This window comes from Pseudomonas sp. LABIM340 (assembly GCF_040017195.2).
Classification (GTDB): domain Bacteria; phylum Pseudomonadota; class Gammaproteobacteria; order Pseudomonadales; family Pseudomonadaceae; genus Pseudomonas.
The window spans coordinates 6,008,229-6,028,628 of record NZ_CM200227.1 but is presented as its reverse complement, the minus strand read 5'-3'; the positions used below and the strand labels follow the sequence as shown (position 1 = coordinate 6,028,628).

Annotated in this window: 22 protein-coding genes and 1 pseudogene; 1 reads left to right on the top strand and 22 read right to left on the bottom strand. The window is 67.5% G+C overall.

What is annotated here, in order from left to right; genetic code table 11:
* Nucleotides 1-2 precede the first annotated feature (2 nt).
* The 15 genes and pseudogenes from ABKS89_RS27785 to ABKS89_RS27715 form a co-directional block, all read right to left on the bottom strand.
* On the bottom strand, nt 3-725 hold the full coding sequence (locus ABKS89_RS27785) for a class I SAM-dependent methyltransferase (protein WP_348588384.1): 723 nt from the start codon (nt 723-725) through the stop codon (nt 3-5).
* A 15-nt stretch (nt 726-740) separates the two neighbouring features.
* Nucleotides 741-1,979, bottom strand: coding sequence for an NAD(P)/FAD-dependent oxidoreductase (locus ABKS89_RS27780; protein ID WP_348588383.1), 1,239 nt, complete (start codon nt 1,977-1,979; stop codon nt 741-743).
* Complete coding sequence (locus ABKS89_RS27775) at nt 1,966-3,141, bottom strand: cation:proton antiporter (RefSeq protein WP_348588382.1); 1,176 nt, start codon at nt 3,139-3,141, stop codon at nt 1,966-1,968. The genes ABKS89_RS27780 and ABKS89_RS27775 overlap by 14 nt, the downstream gene beginning before the upstream one ends.
* Nucleotides 3,135-5,483: an MMPL family transporter gene (locus ABKS89_RS27770; protein ID WP_348588380.1), complete on the bottom strand. Its 2,349-nt coding sequence runs from the start codon at nt 5,481-5,483 to the stop codon at nt 3,135-3,137. The genes ABKS89_RS27775 and ABKS89_RS27770 overlap by 7 nt, the downstream gene beginning before the upstream one ends.
* Entirely contained in the window at nt 5,455-6,048 is a 594-nt protein-coding gene (gene apeL / locus ABKS89_RS27765; RefSeq protein WP_348588379.1) for an ApeL family LolA-like protein, read from the bottom strand. The genes ABKS89_RS27770 and apeL overlap by 29 nt, the downstream gene beginning before the upstream one ends.
* Nucleotides 6,042-6,479 (bottom strand): acyl-CoA thioesterase, encoded by a 438-nt coding sequence (locus tag ABKS89_RS27760; protein ID WP_138213951.1) that lies wholly within the window; start codon nt 6,477-6,479, stop codon nt 6,042-6,044. The genes apeL and ABKS89_RS27760 overlap by 7 nt, the downstream gene beginning before the upstream one ends.
* Complete coding sequence (locus ABKS89_RS27755) at nt 6,472-8,013, bottom strand: HAL/PAL/TAL family ammonia-lyase (RefSeq protein ID WP_348588377.1); 1,542 nt, start codon at nt 8,011-8,013, stop codon at nt 6,472-6,474. The genes ABKS89_RS27760 and ABKS89_RS27755 overlap by 8 nt, the downstream gene beginning before the upstream one ends.
* Complete coding sequence (locus tag ABKS89_RS27750) at nt 7,997-8,875, bottom strand: lysophospholipid acyltransferase family protein (RefSeq protein ID WP_348588575.1); 879 nt, start codon at nt 8,873-8,875, stop codon at nt 7,997-7,999. The genes ABKS89_RS27755 and ABKS89_RS27750 overlap by 17 nt, the downstream gene beginning before the upstream one ends.
* Nucleotides 8,876-8,922: 47 nt before the next feature.
* A complete protein-coding gene (locus ABKS89_RS27745) occupies nt 8,923-9,666 on the bottom strand; it encodes a glycosyltransferase family 2 protein (RefSeq protein WP_348588375.1) in 744 nt (247 codons plus the stop codon).
* A complete protein-coding gene (locus ABKS89_RS27740) occupies nt 9,663-11,354 on the bottom strand; it encodes an ApeI family dehydratase (RefSeq protein WP_348588374.1) in 1,692 nt (563 codons plus the stop codon). The genes ABKS89_RS27745 and ABKS89_RS27740 overlap by 4 nt, the downstream gene beginning before the upstream one ends.
* Nucleotides 11,351-11,896, bottom strand: coding sequence for a COG4648 family protein (locus tag ABKS89_RS27735; protein WP_081515446.1), 546 nt, complete (start codon nt 11,894-11,896; stop codon nt 11,351-11,353). Before ABKS89_RS27735 ends, ABKS89_RS27740 begins: the two co-directional genes overlap by 4 nt.
* The gene (locus ABKS89_RS27730; protein WP_081515447.1) at nt 11,893-12,141 is read right to left on the bottom strand and encodes an acyl carrier protein; all 249 of its coding nucleotides are present in this window, start codon (nt 12,139-12,141) and stop codon (nt 11,893-11,895) included. The genes ABKS89_RS27735 and ABKS89_RS27730 overlap by 4 nt, the downstream gene beginning before the upstream one ends.
* 11 nt (nt 12,142-12,152) lie before the next feature.
* Nucleotides 12,153-12,413, bottom strand: a complete 261-nt coding sequence (apeE, locus tag ABKS89_RS27725; protein ID WP_045216036.1) for an ApeE family acyl carrier protein — start codon at nt 12,411-12,413, stop codon at nt 12,153-12,155.
* Nucleotides 12,388-13,200 carry a lysophospholipid acyltransferase family protein gene (locus ABKS89_RS27720; RefSeq protein WP_348588373.1) on the bottom strand — a complete coding sequence of 271 codons (813 nt, stop codon included), beginning with the start codon at nt 13,198-13,200 and terminating at the stop codon, nt 12,388-12,390. Before ABKS89_RS27720 ends, apeE begins: the two co-directional genes overlap by 26 nt.
* Nucleotides 13,176-13,870, bottom strand: a pseudogene (locus tag ABKS89_RS27715) (beta-ketoacyl synthase chain length factor). The gene ABKS89_RS27720 and the pseudogene ABKS89_RS27715 overlap by 25 nt, the downstream one beginning before the upstream one ends.
* 323 nt (nt 13,871-14,193) lie before the next feature.
* On the opposite strand from ABKS89_RS27715, the gene ABKS89_RS27710 reads away from it, so the two are divergent.
* A complete protein-coding gene (locus ABKS89_RS27710; protein ID WP_138213958.1) occupies nt 14,194-14,961 on the top strand; it encodes a ParA family protein in 768 nt (255 codons plus the stop codon).
* 4 nt (nt 14,962-14,965) lie between these two features.
* On the opposite strand, the gene ABKS89_RS27705 is transcribed toward ABKS89_RS27710, so the two are convergent.
* The 7 genes from ABKS89_RS27705 to ABKS89_RS27675 form a co-directional block, all read right to left on the bottom strand.
* A complete protein-coding gene (locus ABKS89_RS27705; protein WP_348588371.1) occupies nt 14,966-15,775 on the bottom strand; it encodes a universal stress protein in 810 nt (269 codons plus the stop codon).
* 77 nt (nt 15,776-15,852) lie between these two features.
* The gene (locus ABKS89_RS27700) at nt 15,853-16,296 is read right to left on the bottom strand and encodes a YiiD C-terminal domain-containing protein (protein ID WP_138213960.1); all 444 of its coding nucleotides are present in this window, start codon (nt 16,294-16,296) and stop codon (nt 15,853-15,855) included.
* A gap of 95 nt (nt 16,297-16,391) precedes the next feature.
* Nucleotides 16,392-16,826 (bottom strand): thioredoxin TrxC, encoded by a 435-nt coding sequence (gene trxC, locus ABKS89_RS27695; protein ID WP_138213961.1) that lies wholly within the window; start codon nt 16,824-16,826, stop codon nt 16,392-16,394.
* 75 nt (nt 16,827-16,901) lie between these two features.
* Nucleotides 16,902-17,150 carry a BrnA antitoxin family protein gene (locus tag ABKS89_RS27690; protein WP_138213962.1) on the bottom strand — a complete coding sequence of 83 codons (249 nt, stop codon included), beginning with the start codon at nt 17,148-17,150 and terminating at the stop codon, nt 16,902-16,904.
* Complete coding sequence (locus ABKS89_RS27685; RefSeq protein ID WP_348588370.1) at nt 17,128-17,406, bottom strand: BrnT family toxin; 279 nt, start codon at nt 17,404-17,406, stop codon at nt 17,128-17,130. Before ABKS89_RS27685 ends, ABKS89_RS27690 begins: the two co-directional genes overlap by 23 nt.
* A 160-nt stretch (nt 17,407-17,566) precedes the next feature.
* Nucleotides 17,567-17,887: a hypothetical protein gene (locus ABKS89_RS27680; RefSeq protein WP_348588369.1), complete on the bottom strand. Its 321-nt coding sequence runs from the start codon at nt 17,885-17,887 to the stop codon at nt 17,567-17,569.
* A gap of 410 nt (nt 17,888-18,297) precedes the next feature.
* Entirely contained in the window at nt 18,298-20,082 is a 1,785-nt protein-coding gene (locus ABKS89_RS27675) for a methyl-accepting chemotaxis protein (protein ID WP_518301062.1), read from the bottom strand.
* Nucleotides 20,083-20,400 lie beyond the last annotated feature (318 nt).

Below are 20,400 nucleotides of genomic sequence, written 5' to 3'. Positions count from 1 at the left end.
GCTCAGCGGCTCTCCAGGGGCTTGCGCACCACGGCGTTGACCAGGGTTTCCTCGCGCTGGCCGAACGGCTTCGCCTTGCGCAGGCCCCAGCGCTCCAGCAGGCCGAAGTCCTTGGCGCGGCTCCACCACAGGTAGGGGTAGGAGACGTTCTTCTCGCTGAATTCGAAGCCCTGCTCGCGGAGCATCTGCAGGTACTGCGCGGCGCTCTTCTGCACGTGCATCGGGTGGCGGAAGAACCAGCGGATCACCCAGGTATCGATGTACGCCTCGGTGGACTCGGCGAACAGCAGCAGACCGCCCGGCTTGAGCACCCGCCAGAATTCCTGCAGCGCCTGCTCCTGCTCCACCAGGTGATGGAAGGTCTGGTGGCAGAACAGGATGTCGATGCTGGCCGAAGGCAGCATCAGGTCGGCGCAATCGGCGCAGTTCAGCTCCACCTCGATGTTCTCCCGCGCCGCTTCCACGGCCGAGCAGTCGAGGCTGTGCGGGTCGGCGTCGAGACCGATCATGCGGCCGGGCCTGAAGGCATCGCGCAACAGACGGAACGAGCGGCCCTGGCCGCAGCCGGCGTCCAGCAGCACCGGATTGGCCGGGATGTCCCAGCTGGCCAGGCGCTTGAGGTCGTTGATCGCCACACGCAGCACGTGGTGCTGCCAGGTGTGGCTCTGCAGGAACCAGAAACCGAAACGGGTTTCTTCGACGTAGGTGGAGGCGGGGCGGGTCATGACAGTCCTTGTCCTTCAGCTGGCACAGATTTCGGAGAGCACCCGCAGGCGACGCTGCGGTTCGGCGACGAAGGGATTGCGCGTGTCCCAGGCGTAGCCGGCGAGGATGGAGCAGATCATCCGGCGGATTTCCGGGGTGGCCTTCTCGTAGAAGATCACGTCCTGGAAGCTGCCGTCGTACCAGCCCTCGACGTAGGCGCGGAAGGTGTCCACGCCGCGCTTGAGCGGTTGGGCGAAGTCGCCTTCCCAGTCCACCGTCTCGCCCTTGAGCTGACGGTCGAGCAGGTTGGCCGCCATGCTGGAGGAGCGCATGGCGATGGTGACGCCGGAGGAGAATACCGGGTCGAGGAATTCCGCTGCGTTGCCCAGCAGGGCGAAGCCCGGCCCGGCCAGGCGCTTGACGTTCGCCGAGTAGCCGCCAAGGGTGCGCGCCGGGGTGTCCCACACGGCATTCTCCAGCAGCGGGCGCAGGTTCGGCGCGGCGTCGAAGAAGCCCTTCAGGCAGGCGTCCAGATCATCCAGCTTGCCTTCGAAGTGACGGTCCTCGGCGACCACGCCGACCGAGGTGCGGCCATCGCTGAAGGGGATGGTCCAGTACCAGATGCCGCGCTCCTCGGGGTGGATGCTGATGAGGATCTTCTCGCGGTCGAATTCCGGCGCGTCGATGCGGTCCTCGATATGCGTGAACACGGCGCGACGTACCGGGAAACCAGACGGTGCCTCCAGGTCCAGCAGGCGCGGCAGCACACGGCCGTAGCCACTGGCGTCGAGGACGAAGGCGCACTCCACCTCGTACTCGCTGCCGTCCAGGCGGCGCACCCGCAGGCGCGGGCAGTCGCCGGCGAAATCGGCGGCGATGATTTCTTCTTCGTAGTGGATTTCCACGCCCTGCAGCTCGGCCTGGTCGGCCAGCAACTGGTCGAAGCGAGCGCGCTGGACCTGGAAGGTCGACCCCTTGCCTTGCGTGAACTTGTCGCGGAAGTCGAACGCGGTGTAGCGCTCGCCCCAGCCGAAGGCGGCGCCGTGCTTCACCTGGAAGCCGGCGGCGAGCACGGCGTCGAGCATCCCCGCTTCCTCGACGAAGTCCAGGCAGTGCGACAGCAGGCTCTCGCCGATGGAGAAGCGCGGGAAGCGCTGGCGCTCCAGCACCAGCACGTCGTGGCCCTTGCGCTTGAGCAGGGCGGCGGCGATGGCGCCGGATGGACCGGCGCCGATGACGACGACGGTGCGTTGTTGCAGATCAGGGGCGGACATCTGAGGGGCTCCTTGCCGGGGCATGATCCTGGGAGTCAGGCTGGGTGGCGGCGCGCGGACGACGCACGCCGCAAAGGGCGGGCAGTAGGGTGGCGAACAGGCTCATCAGCAGCAGGCTGAAATACAGCAGCGAGTCGATGTGGCCCTGCTGGAACAACAGGTTGAGGAAGACGATCTCGGTCAGCCCGCGAATGTTCAGCAGCAGGCTTTCCTTCCACAGTTCATCCAGGCTCGCGCCCGGCAGCGCCCAGCGCAGGCCAAGCCAGCTGCCGGCCAGCTTGCTGAGCACCGGCAGCGCCAGCAGCGCGCCGAGGTACAGCCAGGAGTAGCCGGCAAGGGCGTGGTGGAAGTCGATCTGGAGGATGCCGAAGGCCAGCACCAGCGGCACCAGCAGGGTGTTCTGCAGGGCCAGTGCCGCGCGGGGCGAGATCGGCAGGCGGAACGGCTGGCGCACCGCGGCCTGGGCCATCAGCCAGGTGATGGCGAACACCAGGGTATTCAGGTGCCAGTGCTGGAAGGCGATCATCAGGCCGAAGAACGGCAGGCTGTAGGCCAGGTGCTGGCGCACGCCGAGCAGCCGCAGCAACAGCGGCACCACACCGGCCAGTAGCGGCCAGACCAGCTTGGACGGATCGCTGCTGCCCTGGGCCAGGCCGAACAGGCTCCAGCACCACAGGTCCATCAGCACCGCCGCGTGCATCAGGCGGCGGGTGGCGTCCTCGGGGTAATCGATGTTGCGCAGGAACAGGTAGAGCACCGGGATCGCGGTGATCGAGAACAGCAGGCCGATGCCCAGCACGCTCATGCCCTCGCGCACGCCCAGCAGCCACCAGGCGCTGGCCATGCCGCAGGCCAGCGGTACGGCGAAACTGGGCAGGGCGATCTTCAGGCTCTGGCGGCTGACGTCGAGGTCGATCACATCACTGAGGATGTGCCCCAGCAGCAGCGCGAAACCGATGTCGTAAAGCGGCTTGAGCCAGGGCGCGGTAACCAGCGTGCGCACCTCGAAACCCTGGCCCTGCAGCACGACGAACAGCAGCGGCAGCAGCAGGCCGGCCACCAGCAGCTGGCTGACGATGGGCAGCAGGCGCAGGCGCCGCCCGCCGATCACCGCCACGGCGAACAGCGGCGGCATGGCCAGCCAGAAGAGGAGCGTCAGCATGCCGGAGTTCCTTCTCGGTCGCTTTCACCTGCCCAGGGGCAGAACAGGAAACAGAACCCCAGGCCCAGGCCCACGGCCAGGCCGAAGTTGCTGATCACCGGCGTGGCCGACAGCGCCAGCAGGCCGAACGACAGCCAGGTGGTGATGGCCGCCAGCAGCACGCCGATCAGGCTCACCGCCGTGCCGCCAACGCGCTCGCGCATGAGGATGGTGTAATCCACGCCGATGGCGGTGACCAGCAGCAGGCCGAACAGGCTGAACAGCGTCAGCGGCTGGCCCAGCCAGCCGAGGCTGGCGAGGCTGCATAGCGCTGCCAGCAGCGGCAGCAGGACGATGCGCAGTGCGCCGCGCGGGCCGAAGGGCTTGAGCAGCAGGGCAAAGATCAACACGCAGGAGAGCAGCTTGAGTTCGGTGGCGCTGACCTGGGTGGCGGCGAACAGGCGGTTCAGCTCGCCGAGGCGATCCACCAGCTGCACGCCTTGCAGCCCCTTGGCCTGTTCGGTCAGCACGCCAGCATCGGACAGGCCCTGCAGGCTTACCAGCCCGGCCACGCCGCCGTCCACCGTGCCCAGCCACAGCGGCCGCCACGGCTCGCCGAGCGGACCCTTCAGGGCCTGGTCCAGGGACTGTGGCGGAAGCTGTTCCAGCCGCTCCAGCTCGGCTTGCAGCGCGGCCTGCGGAATGCCCAGGTCGATCAGTGCCTGCCAGTGTTGCGGCAGCTGGCGCAGCGCTTCACGGGCCTGCTGTTGCTGCTGCGCGGTGGCAAGCAACTGGTTGAGCGCGAGGTAGCCCTTGAGCTGGCCGGAGGCGACCAGCTTGTCCAGTCGCGCAGCCAGTTCAGCCTGGCGTTGCAGCAGCTGGGTTTCATCGCTGGCGCGCACCAGGAAGAACTGGCTGGTGGGCTGGTAGCCGGTGATGCGCGCGGCGGCCTGGGCTTCGCTGAGCAATTGCGGCTTGGCGCCCAGCCACTGGCGCAGGTCGTTCTTCACCTGCAGTTGCCACAGCCCACCGGCGCAGAACAGCGCGACCACCGCGAGCAGCGGCCAACTGCCGGTGCGCTGGAGCAGGGACTGGCGCAGGCCGATCAGGCGCTCGCCCAGCGAGAGCAGCAGAGGTTGTGGAGCGATGGCGTTGCCGCGCAACAGCAGCGGCAGCAGGCCGATCACGCACAGGTAGGCGGCGAGCAGGCCGGCCACCGAGAAGGTCGCCACCTGGGTCAGCGCCGGGAAGGGCGTGCAGGCCAGGGCGAGGTAGCCGATCAGGTTGGTGGCGAGGCTGAGGAACAGCCCGCGCTGGCTCAGCTTCAAAGCACGCCAGGGCTGCCAAGGAGCGACAGTCCAGGCTTTCGACAGATAGTGCAGCGGGTAGTCCGAGGCCACGCCGATCAGGCTGGCGCCCAGCATTAGGGTGAGCAGGTTGATCTTGCCGAACAGCGCGATGCACGCGGTGGCGCCGGCCAGCACGCCGACCAGCACCGGCAGGAAGGCCAGCAATGCGCGCACGCGGCGGAAGGCGAAAAGCAACAGAAGCAGCGTGCCCAGCGCGGCGCCGCCGCCGACCCAGGTCATCTCGCGGCTGGCCTGGCGCTGGCCGTCGGCGGCGTAGAGCAGGCCGCTGGCGGCGACTATCTGCCCACCATCGGCAGCCAGCTGCTGGCGCGCATCGGCGATTTGCGCGGCCACGGCGCGCGGCAGGTTCATGTCGAAGGCATCGGCGCGGGTGCGTGCGCGCAGCAGCACCCAGCTGCGCCCGTCGTCTTCGGCGACCAGTGCGCCGCTGCCGATGTCCAGCTGCACCTTGGCCGTCAGCGGCTGGTGGTGCTGGATGCGCAGGGCCAGGCCGAACCAGTCCTGGTCGTTGGGCAACAGGCCGAAGCCCGAGAAAGGATCGAAAAGTTGTTCGACGCGCTGCTGGATGAAGGCGGCGGGCTCATCGGCGAGCTGGCGGCGGTCGTCGGCGTTCAGCAGCGCGAGGCGGCCGGCGCGCAGTTGTTCGCGCAGGGCCGGCAGGTCCGCCTGTACGCCCCATTGCACCTTTTCGTAGAGGCCGCTGGCCTGCCAGCGTTCGGCCAGTTCGCGGGCGTGGGTGATGGCGGTGTCGCGCTCGGGGTAGCCGACCAACACCAGCAGTTCGCGGTTGAGCGGCTCCTGCATGCGCTGCTCGGCCAGCTGCTGCAGGGCGTCACGGCTGCCGCCGGGCACCAGTTCCAGCAGGTCGGTGCTCAGCGGCGCGGTGCCGCGCCATTGCCAGGCGGCGAGGGCGAGCAGCGCCAGCAGCCCGGCGATCACCAGGCGTGGCAGCCACTGCGGCCGCTCAGCGGGCAAAGTCACTGCGCTCCGCATCGGTCAGGCTGTCGCCGGGCTGGCTGCTGGTCATGCGCAGCACGGTGCGGTCGCCCTGGGCTTCGTGCAGTTCGATGCGCTGTACCAGTTCGCCGCCGGCGATCTCGATGCTGTCGAAGATCTGCTTGAGCAGCACGGCGCGCGGCGTCAGGGTGAGCTTCCAGTCGTTCGCCTCGCCGCTGAGGGCGAGGTCGAAGTCGCGCTGCAGGCCGCTGCTGTCACCTTCCAGCACGGCGAGGAACAGGCGGTTCTGCTGCGCGCTGGCGCTGCGTTGCGGCAGTTGCTGCCAGCCACTGGCGTCGCGCCGGGCGATGCCCAGGTCGTCGATGCGGTAGTCCTGCTTGAGCGGCGTCTGCAGCAGCCAGAGCAGGCCGTGCTGCTTGGCGAGGACGAAGTGGCCCTTGCTCACCAGCGGCTGCGGCAGCGAACGCAGGTGCTTCTCCTGGACGAACTCGCCGCGCACCACTGCCGGCTTGCCGAGCTGTGCGGCCAGTTGAGGCAGGTCGAAGGCGTGGGCCAGAGGCGCGAGCAGGAGGCCGCAGACGAGCAGGGCGCGCTTCAGCATGCTTCTGCCTCCAGCGCGCGCTGCACGGCGTCGATGAACACCGCGGGCGAGGCCATCTGCATCTCGCGGCTGGCGATCTCCACCGCCACCTGGGTGCTGCTGGCGCGGGTCAGGCGCTCGCCGGTCTCGGCGTCGCTGATCAGGTAGTTGATCTTCAGGCGGTTCTCCCACTCCACCAGGTCGGCGCGCACGCTGATGCGCTGGCCGAAGCGGGCGCCGCGCACGTAGCGCAGCTGCAGGTCGATCACCGGCCAGGCGTAGCCGGCCTCGCGCATCTGCGAGTAGTTGTGGTCGAGCCTGTCGAGCAGGGCGCAGCGCGCGACTTCCAGGTACTTGACGTAGTGGCCGTGCCAGACCACTTCCATCATGTCGACGTCGAAGAACGGCACGAGGATTTCCACCTCGGCCTGCAGCACGCCGGCCTTACGCATAGAGCCCCCAGTGGCGTGCGCGGATGCGCTCCAGGCACAGGCGCAGCTCGCTTTCCAGGGCGCGGTCCTCGATCAGCGGCGGGAAGTCCTGGCCGAGCTGTTCGTGCATGCCGCCCAGCGGCGCCGGCAGCGGGCGCGCGCCGGCTTCGCCGCAGCGCAGCCAGACGCCCTGTTGCGCGGCCAGCAGGGTGGCGGCGGCGACCTGCTCGGTCAGCTCCAGGGTGCGCAGGGCATCGCGCGCGGCGATGGTGCCCATGCTCACCTTGTCCTGGTTGTGGCACTCGGTGGAACGCGAGAACACGCTGGCCGGCAGGGTGTTCTTCAGCGCCTCGGCGGTCCAGGCGCTGGCGCCGATCTGCACGGCCTTGAAGCCGTGGTTGATCATCGCGCGGTCCGCCGGAGCGCCCGAGAGGTTGCTCGGCAGGCCGTGGTTGTAGCGGGTGTCCACCAGCAGCGCGAGCTGCCGGTCGAGCAGGTCGGCGACGTTGGCCACGAGGTTCTTCAGGCTGTCCATGGCGAAGGCGATGTGCCCGCCGTAGAAGTGCCCGCCGTGGAGCACGCGCTCGTCCTCGGCGTCGATGATCGGGTTGTCGTTGGCGCTGTTCAGTTCGATCTCGATGAACTGCCGCAGCAGGCCCAGACTGTCGGCGAGCACGCCCAGCACGTGGGGAGCGCAGCGCAGCGAGTAGCGGTCCTGCAGGCGGTGCAACGGCGGCGTCGGTGCGTCGATGGCGAGGTCCTGGCGAATCCACGCGGCGACCTGCATCTGCCCCGGATGCGGCTTGGCGGCGAACAGGCGCTCGTCGAAGTGCTCCGGGTTGCCCTGCAGGGCGATGACGTTCAGCGCGGTGATGCGCGTGGCCAGCTTGAGCAGGTAGTCGGCGCGCGAATAGGCGAGGCAGGCCAGGCCGGTCATCACCGCCGTGCCGTTCATCAGCGCCAGCGCTTCCTTGGGCCGCAGCACCAGCGGTTGCCAGCCCAGCTCGGCGTGGACGTCGGCGGCGCTGCGACGCTCGCCGCGCCACAGCACTTCACGCTCGCCGGCGAGGGTCGCGGCAACGTAGGACAGCGGCGTGAGGTCACCGCTGGCGCCCACCGAGCCTTCTTCCGGGATCAGCGGCAGGATGTCCAGTTCGAGGAAGGCATGCAGGCGCTCCAGCAGCTCCAGGCGTACACCGGAAACCCCGTGGCTCAGCGAGCGCAGGCGCGCGGCGAGCACGGCGCGCACGGCGGCCGGCTCCAGCAGCTTGCCCAGGCCGCAGCCGTGGAAGGTGAACAGGTGCTGCGGCAGCGCCTCGACGTGCTCCAGCGGCACAGCCACCACGCAGGAATCGCCGTAGCCGGTGGTGACGCCGTAGATGACGCCTTCCTTGTCCAGCAGGGTGTCGAGGAACTGCGCGCCGCGGGCGATCCGCGCGCGGAACTCGGCGTCGTCGTCCAGGCGGCTTTCGACGCGGCGCTCGGCGAGGGCGACGATCTGTTCGATGCTCAGGTGGCCTTGGCCGAAAACCGGCGCTTCAGTGGCTGTCGTCATGGGCTTTCCAGAACGGGTAGAAGTTGAACCACTGCTGCGGCGCGCGCAGGCAGTAGTGTTCCAGGCGCTGCGCGTAGCGCTGGGTCCAGTGTTTCAGGACCTCCGCGCGGTCGCTGCGGCGCCACTGGATGCGCTTGGCGAAGGGCTCCAGGTGCACGCGGTAGCGGCCCTCTTCCTTCAGGCAGAACATCAGGTTGGCCGGGCACTGCAGCAGCCCGGCGAGCAGCCAGGGCCCCTGCGGGAAGGCGGCCGGGGCGCCGAGGAAATCGACCTCGACGTTGCGCCCGCCGTGCAGCGGAATGCGGTCGCCGGCAATCGCCAGCCATTCGCCGGCGTCCAGGCGCTGGGACAACTGCAGCATGATCGCCGGGTCCAGCTCGCTCACCTGGATCAGCCGCAGGTGGCTGGCGCCGGACTCGCCCAGCAGCTTGTTGAACTGCTCGGCGTGGCGGGTGTGCACCAGTACGTTCATGCGCACCTTTTCGCCCAGTTCCGCCAGCGCGCGGCAGACCTCGAGGTTGCCCAGGTGCGCGCCCACCAACAGCTGGCCACGGCCGCTGCGCAACTGCGCGCGCAGGTTGTGCGGGTCGTTCAGTTCGATGCTGGCGAGGTCCAGGCGGCCGGCCCAGACATCGAGCTTGTCGAGGATGGCGTCGGCGAAGGCCATGAACTGGCCGAACACGCGGCCGGTGGTCGGGCTCAGCGAGGCGTCACCGCTGTGCTGCGCCAGGCGCTGCTGGTACTCGCGGATGGCGCCGCGCGCACGGGCGCCGAAGAGGAAGAAGTACAGCACGATCAGGTGCAGCAGCGGCGACAGCAGGCGCCGGCCGAGGGTGCGCGCCGCCCAGGCGGTGAAGCGCATCAGCAGCAGGCTGCCGCGCTCGCGCTGTTGCGCCCAGTGCTGCGCGCTCACGCGGCGCTCCGCAGGCGGCGCCAGAGGATCGCCGGCGAGCGCCAGAGCATGCCGAAGAACAGCCGGGCGTGCATGGAGGAGATCAGCGCGTTGTCGTGGAACAGGCGGAAGTGCGAGAGGCCGTCCAGCGGGTACTGCACCTTCGTCGGCAGCCATTGCATCGGCTGGTTGCGCCAGGCCAGGCGGACGAGGATTTCCGGGTCGAAATCCATGCGCTTGCCCAGCGAGGTGCTGTCGATCAGTTTCAGCGTGGACGCCAGCGGGTAGACGCGGAAGCCGCACATGCCGTCGCGGATGGACAGCGACAGGCTGTTGATCCACACCCAGACGTGGGTCAGGTAGCGCGCGTAGAGGCGACCCTTGGGCACGCTTTCGTCGTACTGCGGATAGCCGCAGACCAGCGCCTCGGGGTGCTCGCGGGAGGTGCCGAGGAAGCGCTGCACGTCGCCCAGGTCATGCTGGCCGTCGGCGTCCACCTGCAACGCGTGGGTGAAGCCCAGGCGCGCCGCTTCGCGCAGGCCGGCCATCACCGCGCCGCCCTTGCCCTGGTTCACCGGCAGGCGCACCAGGTACGTGTCGCGGCCTGCGGCGAGCTGGTCCATCACCGCCGCGCACTCGCGGCTGGAGGCGTCGTCGACCAGCACGCAGGGCAGGCCGGCGGCGAGCAGTTCGGCGACCACGTGGGGCAGCGCGTGCTCGTGGTTGTACACCGGAATCACGGCACACGGTTTGGTGCTCATTCGTCCGCCCCCAGCAGGATGCGCCCTGAAGAACAGGCGGCCTCGCCACGGGTGAAGGCGAAGTACAGCTTGCCGCGCTCGGCGTCCCAGCGCAGGGCCAGCTGGCAGAGATCGCCCGGCCGCAGCAGTTGCTGGAACTTCAGCACTTCCATGCCGCCGAAGCGTGGCGGCAGGTCGAAGACCTGGCGACCCAGTTGCTGCGCCCATTGCACCTGGACCACGCCCGGCAGCACGGGAGCCTTGGGGAAGTGGCCGGGGAAGTAGGCGAGGTCCAGGGGGATTTCCAGCTGGAAGTGCTGTTCACCGTCCACCGCGTTGTGCGTCATCACGTCGGGATCGCGGCTGCGCGGCGCGTGCAGCAGTTCGTCCACCAGGCTTTGCGGCAGCTTGCCCTGGGCGTTGCCCGGCAGGCGCCGCAGCAGGCGCCAGCGGCGCGGCAGGGCGAGGGCTTCGCAGTGGTCGGCGAGGTGTTCGCGCAGCCGCTGGGTCAGCGCGCGGCGGCCGCCGTTGCGCAGCTCATGCAGGCCGGCGTCGCTCAGGGCGACCAGTGCGCCGAGGCTGGCGCGGTTCTCCTGCACCACGCCCAGGCGTGCTTCGCTGACGAAGGGATGCTTCATCAGCGCCGCTTCCAGTTGCGGCAGGGAGATGCGTTTTTCTTCCAGCTTGACGATGCGGTCGAGCCGGCCGAGCAGCTCGAAGCGGCCGTCGGCGCAAATTCGTGCGGCGTCGGCGGTCTGTTCGGTTTCGCCGAGCGGCAGGTAGGTCGATTCGATGCGCAGTGCGCCGTGCTCGTCCTGGCTCAGCACCACGCCTTCGAACGGCTGCCACAGCTGGCCGCCCTGGCGCCAGGCGATGCCGCCGGTCTCGGAGCTGCCGTAGATTTCCGTGGGTGCCTGGCCGAGGCGCTCGTGCAACTGCTCGCCGGCTTCGGCTGGCAGCGGGCCGCCGGAGGAGAACACCCGCACCACCGGGCGCAGCGCCGGCCAGTCGAGGTTGTCGCCCATGCGCTTGAGCAGCGCCGGGCTGCCGACCCAGGCGAAGCGCGGCTGGTCGAGGCTCAGGCGTTGCAGGTCTTCGGGGAAGGCGATCTGCCGACGGAGGAAGGCGCGGCCGGCGGACAGCGGCCAGAGCACGCGGAACAGCAGGCCGTAGATGTGCTGCGCGGCGACGCTGCCGAGGATGCGCGCATCGCCCAGTTGTTCGCCCCAGAGGGCTTCCAGCACCTGCACTTCGTTGCTCAGCTGGCGCAGGGACTTGCCGATCAGCTTGGGCTCGCCGGTGGAGCCGGAAGTGCTGAGCACCAGGCGGCAGGCGTCGAGGTCCAGCTCTTCAGGTGCAAGAGGGGCCGGAGGCAGTGCCGAGCCGTTCAGTTCGGTCAGCAGCAAGTCACCGGGCTGATCGCCGATCCAGGCGTCGATCTGCGAGGCCAGTCGCTCGCGGCTGTGGGCGAGGTTGTCGGCCGGCAGCACCGCTTCGGCACCGGCTAGCCACGCCGCGTAAAGGGCGATGGCCAGCTCGGCGGCGTCTTCCAGGTGGATCGCCACGCGCTGGGCATTGCGCTGGCGCAGGGCGCCGGCAGCTGCGCAGACGCGTTGCAGGAAGTCGCTGGCGAGCAGTGTCGGCTCCAGCGCCAATGGGCGCCCGGCGGGCAGCTCCAGCAGCAGCCGGGCGAGGGAAATCGATTTCATCCTTGACCTCTGACCCGCTGCCGTACCAGCCACTCGACGGCGAACAGCACGCCCATCAGCAGGTAGGAAATCAGGCCGTTGTACAGCGTCCACCAGGCCAGCGGCGCCCACAGTGTGAGGGCCGCGGCAATCAGGCCGTTGCCCAGGAAGAACAGCACCCAGGCCTGGGTCACCCGGCGGGTGTAGCGCACCGCGTGGGGCGGCAGTTCCGGCTCGCGCAGGCGCGCCAGGCGCTCGACCAGCGGCGGGCCGAACTTCAGGCTGAGGGCGAACAGGCTGAGCAGGCCCGCGCTGATCAGCACCGGGTACCAGCGCAGCAGGTGCGGTTCATTGAGGAACCACAGCAGCATGCAGAAGGCCACGGCCGCCAGCGCCATCCAGCGCTGCCCGGGGCGTTGCCCGCTGCCCAGGCTGCGGGCGAACCACAACCCGCCCAGCAGCAGCGCGAAGAATTTCGGCGACAGGTGATCGATGCCGAAGTAGATCGCGAACGGGTAGAGCAGCCCGGCCAGCAGCAGGCCGAGCCCGACCAGGCGTGTCATGGGTTGGCCAGGCGATAGACCGCTTCGACCACGTCGCCGACGGTACGCACCGACTTGAACTCCTCGGCGGCGATCTTCTTGCCGGTCTGGCGCTTGAGGTGGTCGATCAGGTCGACGGCGTCGATGCTGTCGATCTCCAGGTCCTGGTACAGGTTGGCGTCGAGGCTGATCTGCTCCGGTTCCAGTTCGAACAGCTCGACCAGGGCGTCGCGCAGGGTGTTGAAAATGTCCTCACGGGTTTGCATGGTCAGCGGTCTCAGGCGGCTTTCTGGGCGGTCACGAAGGCCGCCAGGCTCGCCACATTGGCGAAATGCTGGCGGGTGTCCTTGGCATCGGCGTCGATCTTGATGCCGTAGCGTTTCTGGATGGCCAGGCCCAGCTCCAGGGCGTCGACCGAATCCAGGCCGAGGCCGTCGCCGAACAGCGCGTCTTCGGCGCCGATGTCGTCAGGGCCGATATCTTCGAGGCCGAGGGCGTCGATGATCAGCTGTTTAATCTCCAGTTGCAGATCGCTCATCTCTTGCGAGCTCCTTGATGAAATGCTGGTGCAGGAAGGCATTGAGCCGGCGCGAGGCTGCCGGGGCGGGGCCCTGGCTGGCAAAGACCTGTGGGTCCAGGTCGTCGCCGACGCGCAGCCGGAAATGCACGCGGCGGGCGGGAATGCTGTACCAGGGCTCGGCCTTGGTCAGGGTGGTCGGGGTCACGGTGATGGTCACCGGGGTGATGACGCTGGCGCCGCGCAGGGCGATGGACGCCGCGCCGCGATGGAACTGCGGAGCCGCACCCGGCGTAGTGCGGGTGCCCTCGGGGAAGACGATCAGGGTCTGGCCCTGCTGCAATGCGTCCACGGCCTCATCGAACATGTCCATGCTGCCGTTGTTGCTGATGTACTGCGCCGCCGTCAACGGGCCGCGGGTGAAGGGGTTGGCGAACAGACTCTGCTTGACCACGCAGTTGGCATCGCGGATCAGGCCGATGAGGAAGACCACGTCGATCAGCGAGGGGTGGTTGGCGATCACCATCTGCCCCGGCCGACCCAGGCGCTCGATGCCTTCGACTTGATAGGTGAGAACGCCGCTGCGCTGCATGATCTGCACGAACAGCCAGAACAGCCGGCTGACCGTCTGGCGCGCGCGGGTGCGGCGGCGCAAGGCGTCGCCGGGCAGCAAGGCCAGCAGCGGGAAGACCAGCGCCCGCAGCAGCAGGCCGCCGATACCGAAGAGGGCGAAGCACAGGCCGGTGGCGAACAGGCGCCACAGCCAAGCGTCGGCGCGCTTGCTCAGTGGTTGCGTTGCCAGGTCCATAGACGCTTCTTCCAGGGGTGGTGGATCAGGCCGGTGCGCTCGATCAGCGCGCGCACCAGGTTCAGGGCATTGGGGTGGGACGGCGGAGCAAGGGCCGTGCCGTTTTCCGCGAGTTCCAGCGACCATTCGCTGCCAGCCTTCAGGCGCAGGGCCACGGCGTAGGGGAAGGGCACGTCGTCGACCCAGGGGGCATACAGCTCCGGCAATGGCTCTTCGGTCACCACCAGCAGCACCTCCGGGGCGCCTTCGGCGAGCAGTGCCGCGGCTTCCAGCAGGCCGTGCTCGAAGCCGTCATTTCGCAGGTGTCCTGCCGCAGGATCGACCACAGGCCGATCACCGCGTTGTGCACGGAAAGGCTGAACTGGGTCGGCGACAGTGGTTGTTCGACGGCCAGCTCGCGCAGCAGTTCCAGGCTGCGGCCGGTTTCGCCGTGGCGGGAAACGAAGATCAGCGGCATCGGCGGCCGCCCGTCAGCCAGGGGCCAGGCGACACTGAACACCATCCGCGCCAGGGGGCTGAGGCGACGGCGTTGCATGGCGGGGAGAAAGGCGACATCCGCTTGGGCGGCGCTGTCAGGAAGGCGCTCTTCCCGTACCCAGCTCTGCCAGTCGGCAATCGTGGACAGACCCGGGGCCCAGGCGCTCCACTGGTCGATATTGAATTGAATCACGCTGCGAGCTCTTGTGGGCCCTTCGGGGCATTCCGGTCGGCTAATGGGTCTTCCTTGATCCACCAAGAGCTTCGTCGACACGTGCCATGGCGCAGGGCCGGTATTATCCCGGTCATGCTGCTGTCAAGCAAACTTTTGCTTACAAAAGGGCAGATGCAGGAAACAGGGCATTAATCGAATTAGATGCCGACTTTATGACGAACCGCTGTATGAAATTTCGTCAGCCGCCGAGCGGTAGCGCAGCCTTGGTGCGAGGGTGCTCGCCCTTGTCATGGGCTTTGCATAGAATCCCGGGGTCTTGAATGGTTCTGGAGGGATGGCTCATGCGGCGCGTGGTGTTCAATCAGAAGGGCGGGGTCGGCAAGTCCAGCATCGCCTGCAACCTGGCGGCAGTGAGCGCAGCGGAGGGCTATCGCACCTTGCTGGTGGACCTGGATGCCCAGGCCAACTCCACGCATTACCTCACCGGCCTGACCGGCGAGGACCTGCCGGTGGGCATCGCCGACTTCTTCAAGCAGACGCTGTCGTCCGGGCCTTTCAGCCGCAAGGGCAAGGTCGACATCTACGAGACGCCCTTCGACAACCTGCACATCGTCACGGCCAGCCCGGAGCTGGCGGACCTGCAGCCCAAGCTCGAGCAGAAGCACAAGATCAACAAGCTGCGCAAACTGCTGGACGAGCTGTCCGAAGACTACGACCGAATCTACCTGGATACGCCGCCGGCGCTGAACTTCTACACGGTTTCCGCGCTGATCGCTGCAGATCGCTGCCTGATTCCCTTCGACTGCGACAGTTTCTCCCGCCAGGCGCTGTACGGCCTGCTGCAGGAGATCGAAGAGCTGAAGGAAGACCACAACGAGGACCTGGAAGTCGAAGGTATCGTGGTCAACCAGTTCCAGCCGCGCGCGACCCTGCCGCAGCAGCTGCTGGATGAACTGGTGGAAGAGGAACTGCCGGTGCTGCCGGTGTACCTGATGAGCTCGGTGAAGATGCGCGAGTCGCACCAGGCCTGCACCCCGCTGATCTTCCTTGAGCCGCGGCACAAGCTGACCCAGCAGTTCGTCGAACTGCACAACCTGCTGGAAGCCTGAACGGCTACTGGCTGATCAGCACATCGCAGGGCGGCCGGCGCAGGAAATAGCGCGTCGAGCTGCCCAGCATGGCCTGCTCGATGGCGCCGCGGCTGCGGCTGCCGAGCACCAGCAGGTCCGGCGTCCATTCCCGTAATGCCGTTTCCAGCGCCTGCTGGGGCGTGCCCTGCTGCACCGCACAAAGCAATTGCGGCCCCGTGGCCGGCACCTGCGCGCGCTCATCCTGCAGCGCCTGGCGCAGCAGTTCGCGCTGGGTGTCGAGGTGGCTGTCGGCGCGGCCGGCCTTCTTGCCCGGCTGGTAGGCGTTGAGTGCCAGCAGCTCGGCGTCGGCCGCGAGAAGCCGGTAGCCGGCGCGCCAGGCCTGGCAGGAGCAGTGCGACAGGTCCAGCCCGGCAAGGGCCTTCGCGTAAGGTCTGGCGGACTCGTCCACGGCCAGCAGGATCGGCGCGCGGCAATGCCGGGCGATGCGCTCCAGGGTGGTGCCGTCGAAGCGTTCCAGCAGTTGCTGGTGGTGCGCGCCGATCACCAGCAGATCAGCGTTCAGTTCCTGCACCGTCGCGGTCACGGTATTCGCCGCGCGGCCCTGGCGGATCACCAACTGGTAGTCGGTGATATCGCTGGCGCGGGCTGCATCGCGCAGCGCCACTTCGGCGGCTTCGCGCACCGTGGCCATCATGCGGTCGGGGAAGAATTCCTCGATGACGTGCAGCAGCGTGACGCTGGCGCCGTGCTGGCGGGCCAGCTGGGCGGCGCGGCGTACGGCGATATCCGCCTCGACGCTGAGGTCGTGGGCGACGAGCAGGTTCCTGTACATGGTGGGCTCCCTCTGTGGCGCTTCCACTGTCGCGCCACGTAGGAAATTTCACCTTGATGCAGGGCAATGGCCCGGATTCAGCGGCTACGCAGCTGATAGATGGCGTGGCTTTCGGCGACGACGTTGCCTTCTTCGTCCTTCAGCTGCAGGTCGAGGACGAATTCGGCCTTGCCGAGGTTCGTGGCTTCCTCGCCAATGCGCTGGATGTCCTCCTCGCTGAGCCGCGCCTCGACCGTCACGTCGCTCGAAGCAGGGCGCAGGAAGCGCAGGCCGGCTTCCTTGACGATGGGATAGAAGCGCCGGGCGTCGAAGCTGGTCAGCATCAGCACGCCCCCGGGCAGCTCGGCCACGGTGAACAATGCGCCGGCGTACATGTTGCGCAGGTGGTTCTCGTTGTCCTTGAGCGGCATGCGCAGGCGCACGAGGCCCGGTTCCAGCACCTCGGCCTTGAGGCCGGTGCGCTTGACGAAGGCGATGTGCTCTTCGGTGAGTTGGCGGATGAATTCCAGGTTGTGACGCATGGGCGCGCTCCGATTCGCCAGCGGGGTGTGCCCCCAAGCCTAGCCGCACCACTCGGCCTGGCAATGACCGCGTGGATTGACCGAAACGCTCGCCCTCAGATGCCCTGGCGCGACAGCCAGTCGAGCAACTGCGGCAGCGGCATTGCGCCGCTCTGGCGCGCCACTTCCTGGCCGTTGCGCAGCAGGATCAGGCTCGGGATCGAACGAATCCCCAGGCGCGTGGAGAGGTTCGGGTTGGCATCGCTGTCGAGCTTGGCCAGGCGCACCTTGCCCGACAGCCGCGCGGCGGCCTGCTCGAACACTGGCGCAAAGCCCTTGCACGGCCCGCACCAGTCGGCCCACACGTCTACCAGCAACGGCAGGTCGCCCTTGGCCTGGGCGGCGAAGCCGGCCTCGTCGAGGTCGAACGGCGTATCCAGCACGATCGGCGACTGGCAGCGCCCGCAACTGGGCGAATCGTTCACCCGCGTGGCGGGAACGCGGTTCAGGCCGTTGCAGTGGGGGCAGGGGATGATCAGGGAATCGGACATGACGGGGCTCCTCGGGCTATGGGGAGCTAGGTGGTGGCGATCCGGGGGATTATCAACTGTACCCGGTGGCGAAGCTCAGTTTCGATGAGCCTGCATGTACTGCCGCAGAAGCTGGTTGATGCGAGTCTGGTAGCCGGCCCCCTGGCTCTTGAACCACTCCAGTACGTCCGCGTCCAGGCGGATGGTGACGGCTTGCTTGGCCGGCACATGAATTTCGGCGTTCTTGAAGAAGTCTTCGCCCAGCTCGGGGATATCGCTGGTGTCGATGTCCTTGTCCTTCAGTTTGCTCAGGCGCTTGAAGTCAGTTTTCGATGGTTTGGACATAGTGTCTGGCCTCCCGTCTGGTGGCTTTCCGGGCGGAGATGATGCGGATGACATCTCCTTCTCGTTCGGTGCTCACGACCACTCCAATCAACGACCTTATTCGGCCGAGATTGATCCAGCGCTCCTCGGCGTAATTCTCGCGGTCATCGCGTTGTGCGAGGTAGGGCTGCTGGAACAGCTCCAACGCGTCGTTGAAGTCGATTCCGTGCTTGCGGATGTTTGCCAGGTTCTTGGCTTCGTCCCATTCGAATAGCATGCTGCTCTCCGTATTGACGTTTGTACATACAAAATGTCCGTGGCGGTCGTATTACGTGACGAAATGCATGGGTTGGCTTGCTCTGTCGCTGGCGTCGGCGGCCGCCGACGGATCGCGGGCATGGCCCGCTCCTACAGGGGCGGGCCGTGCGCGTCGTGGGCTAGCTGTGGCTGATGCGTTGCGCGTGGTCTGCCTCGTACAGCGAGTGGGCGTCGGAGGCCAGCAGCAGGAGGGCGCGGTTGATTTGCAGGACGTTGCGCAGCGGCTGGGCGTCGAGGGTGGAGAGGGAGAGGATGCCGAGCAGGTCGATGACGGCGCTCAGGCGGTCTTCGGCGGCGTTGTAGAGTTCTTCGGCAGGGGCGTCGGTGCGCAGGTAGAGGGTGGCGTTGCGGGGATGGGCGTGGTGTTGTGAGTCGGTTCCCAGCGGGAGGAAACGGTCTTTTTCGGGGTGTGCGGGTGCCTTACCATCGGTTTTAGCCATGATTAGTTGCCTGTTAACTGATTGTGGTTAGCGGGCCTTCGGTGTTGGTAGCACCGGGGGCTCGCGTCTTTCGATCCGTGCCGTTCGGCAGTTCTGGATCGCAATCTTCCGCCGCGAGGAACATGCAGAAAAATTCCTGCATCGTGCTGCTTTTGCTCAGGAAGATGTCGCCATTCTACGGATTCGAGATAGAGGAAAACCCGGCGGGAAGGGGAATCCACCGTGTCTGGCAGGAGCTTGCGAAAAGGCGGGTCTGGGCGGGGTAGGACGGCGGGAATTTGATGTAGTCCCGCCGGGCACCGGCATCAGACGTGATCGCGAACAGGTCCCTGATCGTCCGGCGCATGCCCGCGATCCGGCCGGTAGGCCGGATGATTCGTCGGTGGGGCAGCGCTTCCTGCCCCTGCGTGTCACACGCGGAAGTGACTGACCAGTGTCTGCAACTGGCCGCCCAGGCGGGCAAGTTCGACGCTGGACGCGGCGACTTCCTGGTTGGCCGAGGCGGTCTGTTCGGAAACGTCGCGCACGTTGACCACGCTGCGGCTGATTTCCTCGGCCACTGCGCTCTGTTCCTCGGCGGCGGTGGCGATCTGCTGGTTCATCGCCTGGATATTGGAGACGGTGCGGGTGATCTCGCCGAGGGATTCGCCGGCCTGGCGGCTCAGGGCGACGCTGCTGGCGGTGAGTTCGCGGCTGCCGAGCATGACGCTGGAGACCTGGCGGGTGCCGCTCTGCAGGCCGGCGACCAGGGCTTCGATCTCTTCGGTAGATTGCTGGGTGCGTTGGGCCAGGCCGCGTACTTCGTCGGCGACCACGGCGAAACCGCGACCGGCCTCGCCCGCGCGGGCGGCTTCGATGGCGGCGTTGAGGGCCAGCAGGTTGGTCTGTTCGGCCACCGACTTGATCACGTCCATGACCTTGCCGATCTTCTCGCTCTCCTGCTCCAGGCGCTGCATGGCCTCGGCGGAGCGTTCGACTTCCTCGGCCAGGCGCTCGATCTGCTCGACCGCCTTGTTCACCACGCGGTCGCCGTCCTGTGCCTGGTGGTCGGCGGCGGAGGCGGCCTGGGAGGCCTGCTCGGCGTTGCGCGCGACTTCCTGCACGGTGGCGGACATCTCGTGCATGGCGGTGGCGACCTGGTCGGTCTCGACCTTCTGGGTGTTGGCGCCGGCGCTGGTCTGCTCGGTGACGGCGGAGAGCTCTTCGGCGGCGCTGGCGATCTGGGTGACGCCATCGCGGATGCCGCCGATCAGCTCGCGCAGGCTCTGGCTCATGCGCTGCATGCTCTGCTGCAGGCGGCCCAGTTCGTCGCGGCGGCTGACCTGGATGGTCTGCGACAGGTCGCCGGCGGCGATGCGGTCGACCACGGCCATGGTGTCGTGCAGCGGGCGGGTGATCTGGCGGGTGATGATCAGCGCGGCGATGCTGCCGAGCACCAGCGCGAGCAGGGTCACGAGGGTTTGCAGGCTGCGGGCCTTGGCGCTTTCGACGTCGCGGCGATCGAGCTGCAGCTGGTAGAGATTTTCGCTGATCTTGACGATGTCCTGGCCCTGGGTGGTCATTTCCTTGCGTGCCTGGACGATCGTGGCCATGTTCTGGCGCAGCGTGACGACGGCGTCGCGGTAGGTGCGCAGGGCGCTGCCGAGTTGCTGGACGTACTGCGCTTCGGCGACGCCGAGCACGCTTTCCAGGGCCGGCAGGCCGGCGATGCTTTCGTCGAGGCCGCGGGTCACGCCGTCACCGTTGCTGGTGAGGGCGGTGGCGAGGTAGTCGCGCACGTCGTAGCGGGCCTGCAGCAGGTCTTCGCGGGTGCCGGTGATGGCCTGGAAGCGGGTGGCGCGCTCTTCGTCGGCGGGGGCCTTGAGGATGTCCTGCTGGATCTGCGCGGTCAGCTCGTTGGCGCGGGCGGCGTTGTCCTGCAGCGTGCGGCGGGTGATGCCGGCACTCTGGTAGCCGGCGCGCATGGCGGCCAGGGATTTCTCGTAGTCACCGATGATGCCGCCGAGCTGATCGAGCATGCGCACGTTCTCCGGGCTGACGAAGGACGCGCGCAGTTTCTGCTGCTGCGCCTTGAAGTCGGCCAGGGTGCTCATGACGTTGGCGGCTTCCTGCTCGGCGCCGTCGGCGATCATGTACTGCAGGCGAGTGATGCGCAGCTTGGTGAGGCGCGAGTTCAGCTCGGTGATGTCGCTCATCCAGTTGCTGCGGTCGATCAGCGAGCCCAGGCCGAACCAGCTGACGATGGCGAGTATGGCGGTGAAGGCGAGGACCAGGCCGAAGCCCAGGGCCAACTTGAGATTCACGCTCAGGTTGGAAATCCAGCTGTTCATTGACGATCTCCAGGAAAGGTTGTGTGAAGTCAGGCCGTTCGGAGATTGTTGTTATTGGGGGCCAGGCGGGAGTACCGCGCTCAGTCGCTATCGGCAGCGTTCGGCAGAACCGTATGGTCGAGGCAAAAAAAACCGCCGACCTGCTGCGCAGCCGGTCGGCGGTTCGGTTGAAGCGAGCGTGAT

What these genes read in the sequence shown, in the direction of transcription:
- ABKS89_RS27785 (WP_348588384.1), bottom strand. Translation starts at nt 725, where the DNA reads ATGACCCGCCCCGCCTCCACCTACGTCGAAGAAACCCGTTTCGGTTTC.
- ABKS89_RS27780 (WP_348588383.1), bottom strand. Translation starts at nt 1,979, where the DNA reads ATGTCCGCCCCTGATCTGCAACAACGCACCGTCGTCGTCATCGGCGCC.
- ABKS89_RS27775 (WP_348588382.1), bottom strand. Translation starts at nt 3,141, where the DNA reads ATGCTGACGCTCCTCTTCTGGCTGGCCATGCCGCCGCTGTTCGCCGTG.
- ABKS89_RS27770 (WP_348588380.1), bottom strand. Translation starts at nt 5,483, where the DNA reads ATGCGGAGCGCAGTGACTTTGCCCGCTGAGCGGCCGCAGTGGCTGCCA.
- apeL (WP_348588379.1), bottom strand. Translation starts at nt 6,048, where the DNA reads ATGCTGAAGCGCGCCCTGCTCGTCTGCGGCCTCCTGCTCGCGCCTCTG.
- ABKS89_RS27760 (WP_138213951.1), bottom strand. Translation starts at nt 6,479, where the DNA reads ATGCGTAAGGCCGGCGTGCTGCAGGCCGAGGTGGAAATCCTCGTGCCG.
- ABKS89_RS27755 (WP_348588377.1), bottom strand. Translation starts at nt 8,013, where the DNA reads ATGACGACAGCCACTGAAGCGCCGGTTTTCGGCCAAGGCCACCTGAGC.
- ABKS89_RS27750 (WP_348588575.1), bottom strand. Translation starts at nt 8,875, where the DNA reads ATGCGCTTCACCGCCTGGGCGGCGCGCACCCTCGGCCGGCGCCTGCTG.
- ABKS89_RS27745 (WP_348588375.1), bottom strand. Translation starts at nt 9,666, where the DNA reads ATGAGCACCAAACCGTGTGCCGTGATTCCGGTGTACAACCACGAGCAC.
- ABKS89_RS27740 (WP_348588374.1), bottom strand. Translation starts at nt 11,354, where the DNA reads ATGAAATCGATTTCCCTCGCCCGGCTGCTGCTGGAGCTGCCCGCCGGG.
- ABKS89_RS27735 (WP_081515446.1), bottom strand. Translation starts at nt 11,896, where the DNA reads ATGACACGCCTGGTCGGGCTCGGCCTGCTGCTGGCCGGGCTGCTCTAC.
- ABKS89_RS27730 (WP_081515447.1), bottom strand. Translation starts at nt 12,141, where the DNA reads ATGCAAACCCGTGAGGACATTTTCAACACCCTGCGCGACGCCCTGGTC.
- apeE (WP_045216036.1), bottom strand. Translation starts at nt 12,413, where the DNA reads ATGAGCGATCTGCAACTGGAGATTAAACAGCTGATCATCGACGCCCTC.
- ABKS89_RS27720 (WP_348588373.1), bottom strand. Translation starts at nt 13,200, where the DNA reads ATGGACCTGGCAACGCAACCACTGAGCAAGCGCGCCGACGCTTGGCTG.
- ABKS89_RS27710 (WP_138213958.1), top strand. Translation starts at nt 14,194, where the DNA reads ATGCGGCGCGTGGTGTTCAATCAGAAGGGCGGGGTCGGCAAGTCCAGC.
- ABKS89_RS27705 (WP_348588371.1), bottom strand. Translation starts at nt 15,775, where the DNA reads ATGTACAGGAACCTGCTCGTCGCCCACGACCTCAGCGTCGAGGCGGAT.
- ABKS89_RS27700 (WP_138213960.1), bottom strand. Translation starts at nt 16,296, where the DNA reads ATGCGTCACAACCTGGAATTCATCCGCCAACTCACCGAAGAGCACATC.
- trxC (WP_138213961.1), bottom strand. Translation starts at nt 16,826, where the DNA reads ATGTCCGATTCCCTGATCATCCCCTGCCCCCACTGCAACGGCCTGAAC.
- ABKS89_RS27690 (WP_138213962.1), bottom strand. Translation starts at nt 17,150, where the DNA reads ATGTCCAAACCATCGAAAACTGACTTCAAGCGCCTGAGCAAACTGAAG.
- ABKS89_RS27685 (WP_348588370.1), bottom strand. Translation starts at nt 17,406, where the DNA reads ATGCTATTCGAATGGGACGAAGCCAAGAACCTGGCAAACATCCGCAAG.
- ABKS89_RS27680 (WP_348588369.1), bottom strand. Translation starts at nt 17,887, where the DNA reads ATGGCTAAAACCGATGGTAAGGCACCCGCACACCCCGAAAAAGACCGT.
- ABKS89_RS27675 (WP_518301062.1), bottom strand. Translation starts at nt 20,082, where the DNA reads ATGAGCGACATCACCGAGCTGAACTCGCGCCTCACCAAGCTGCGCATC.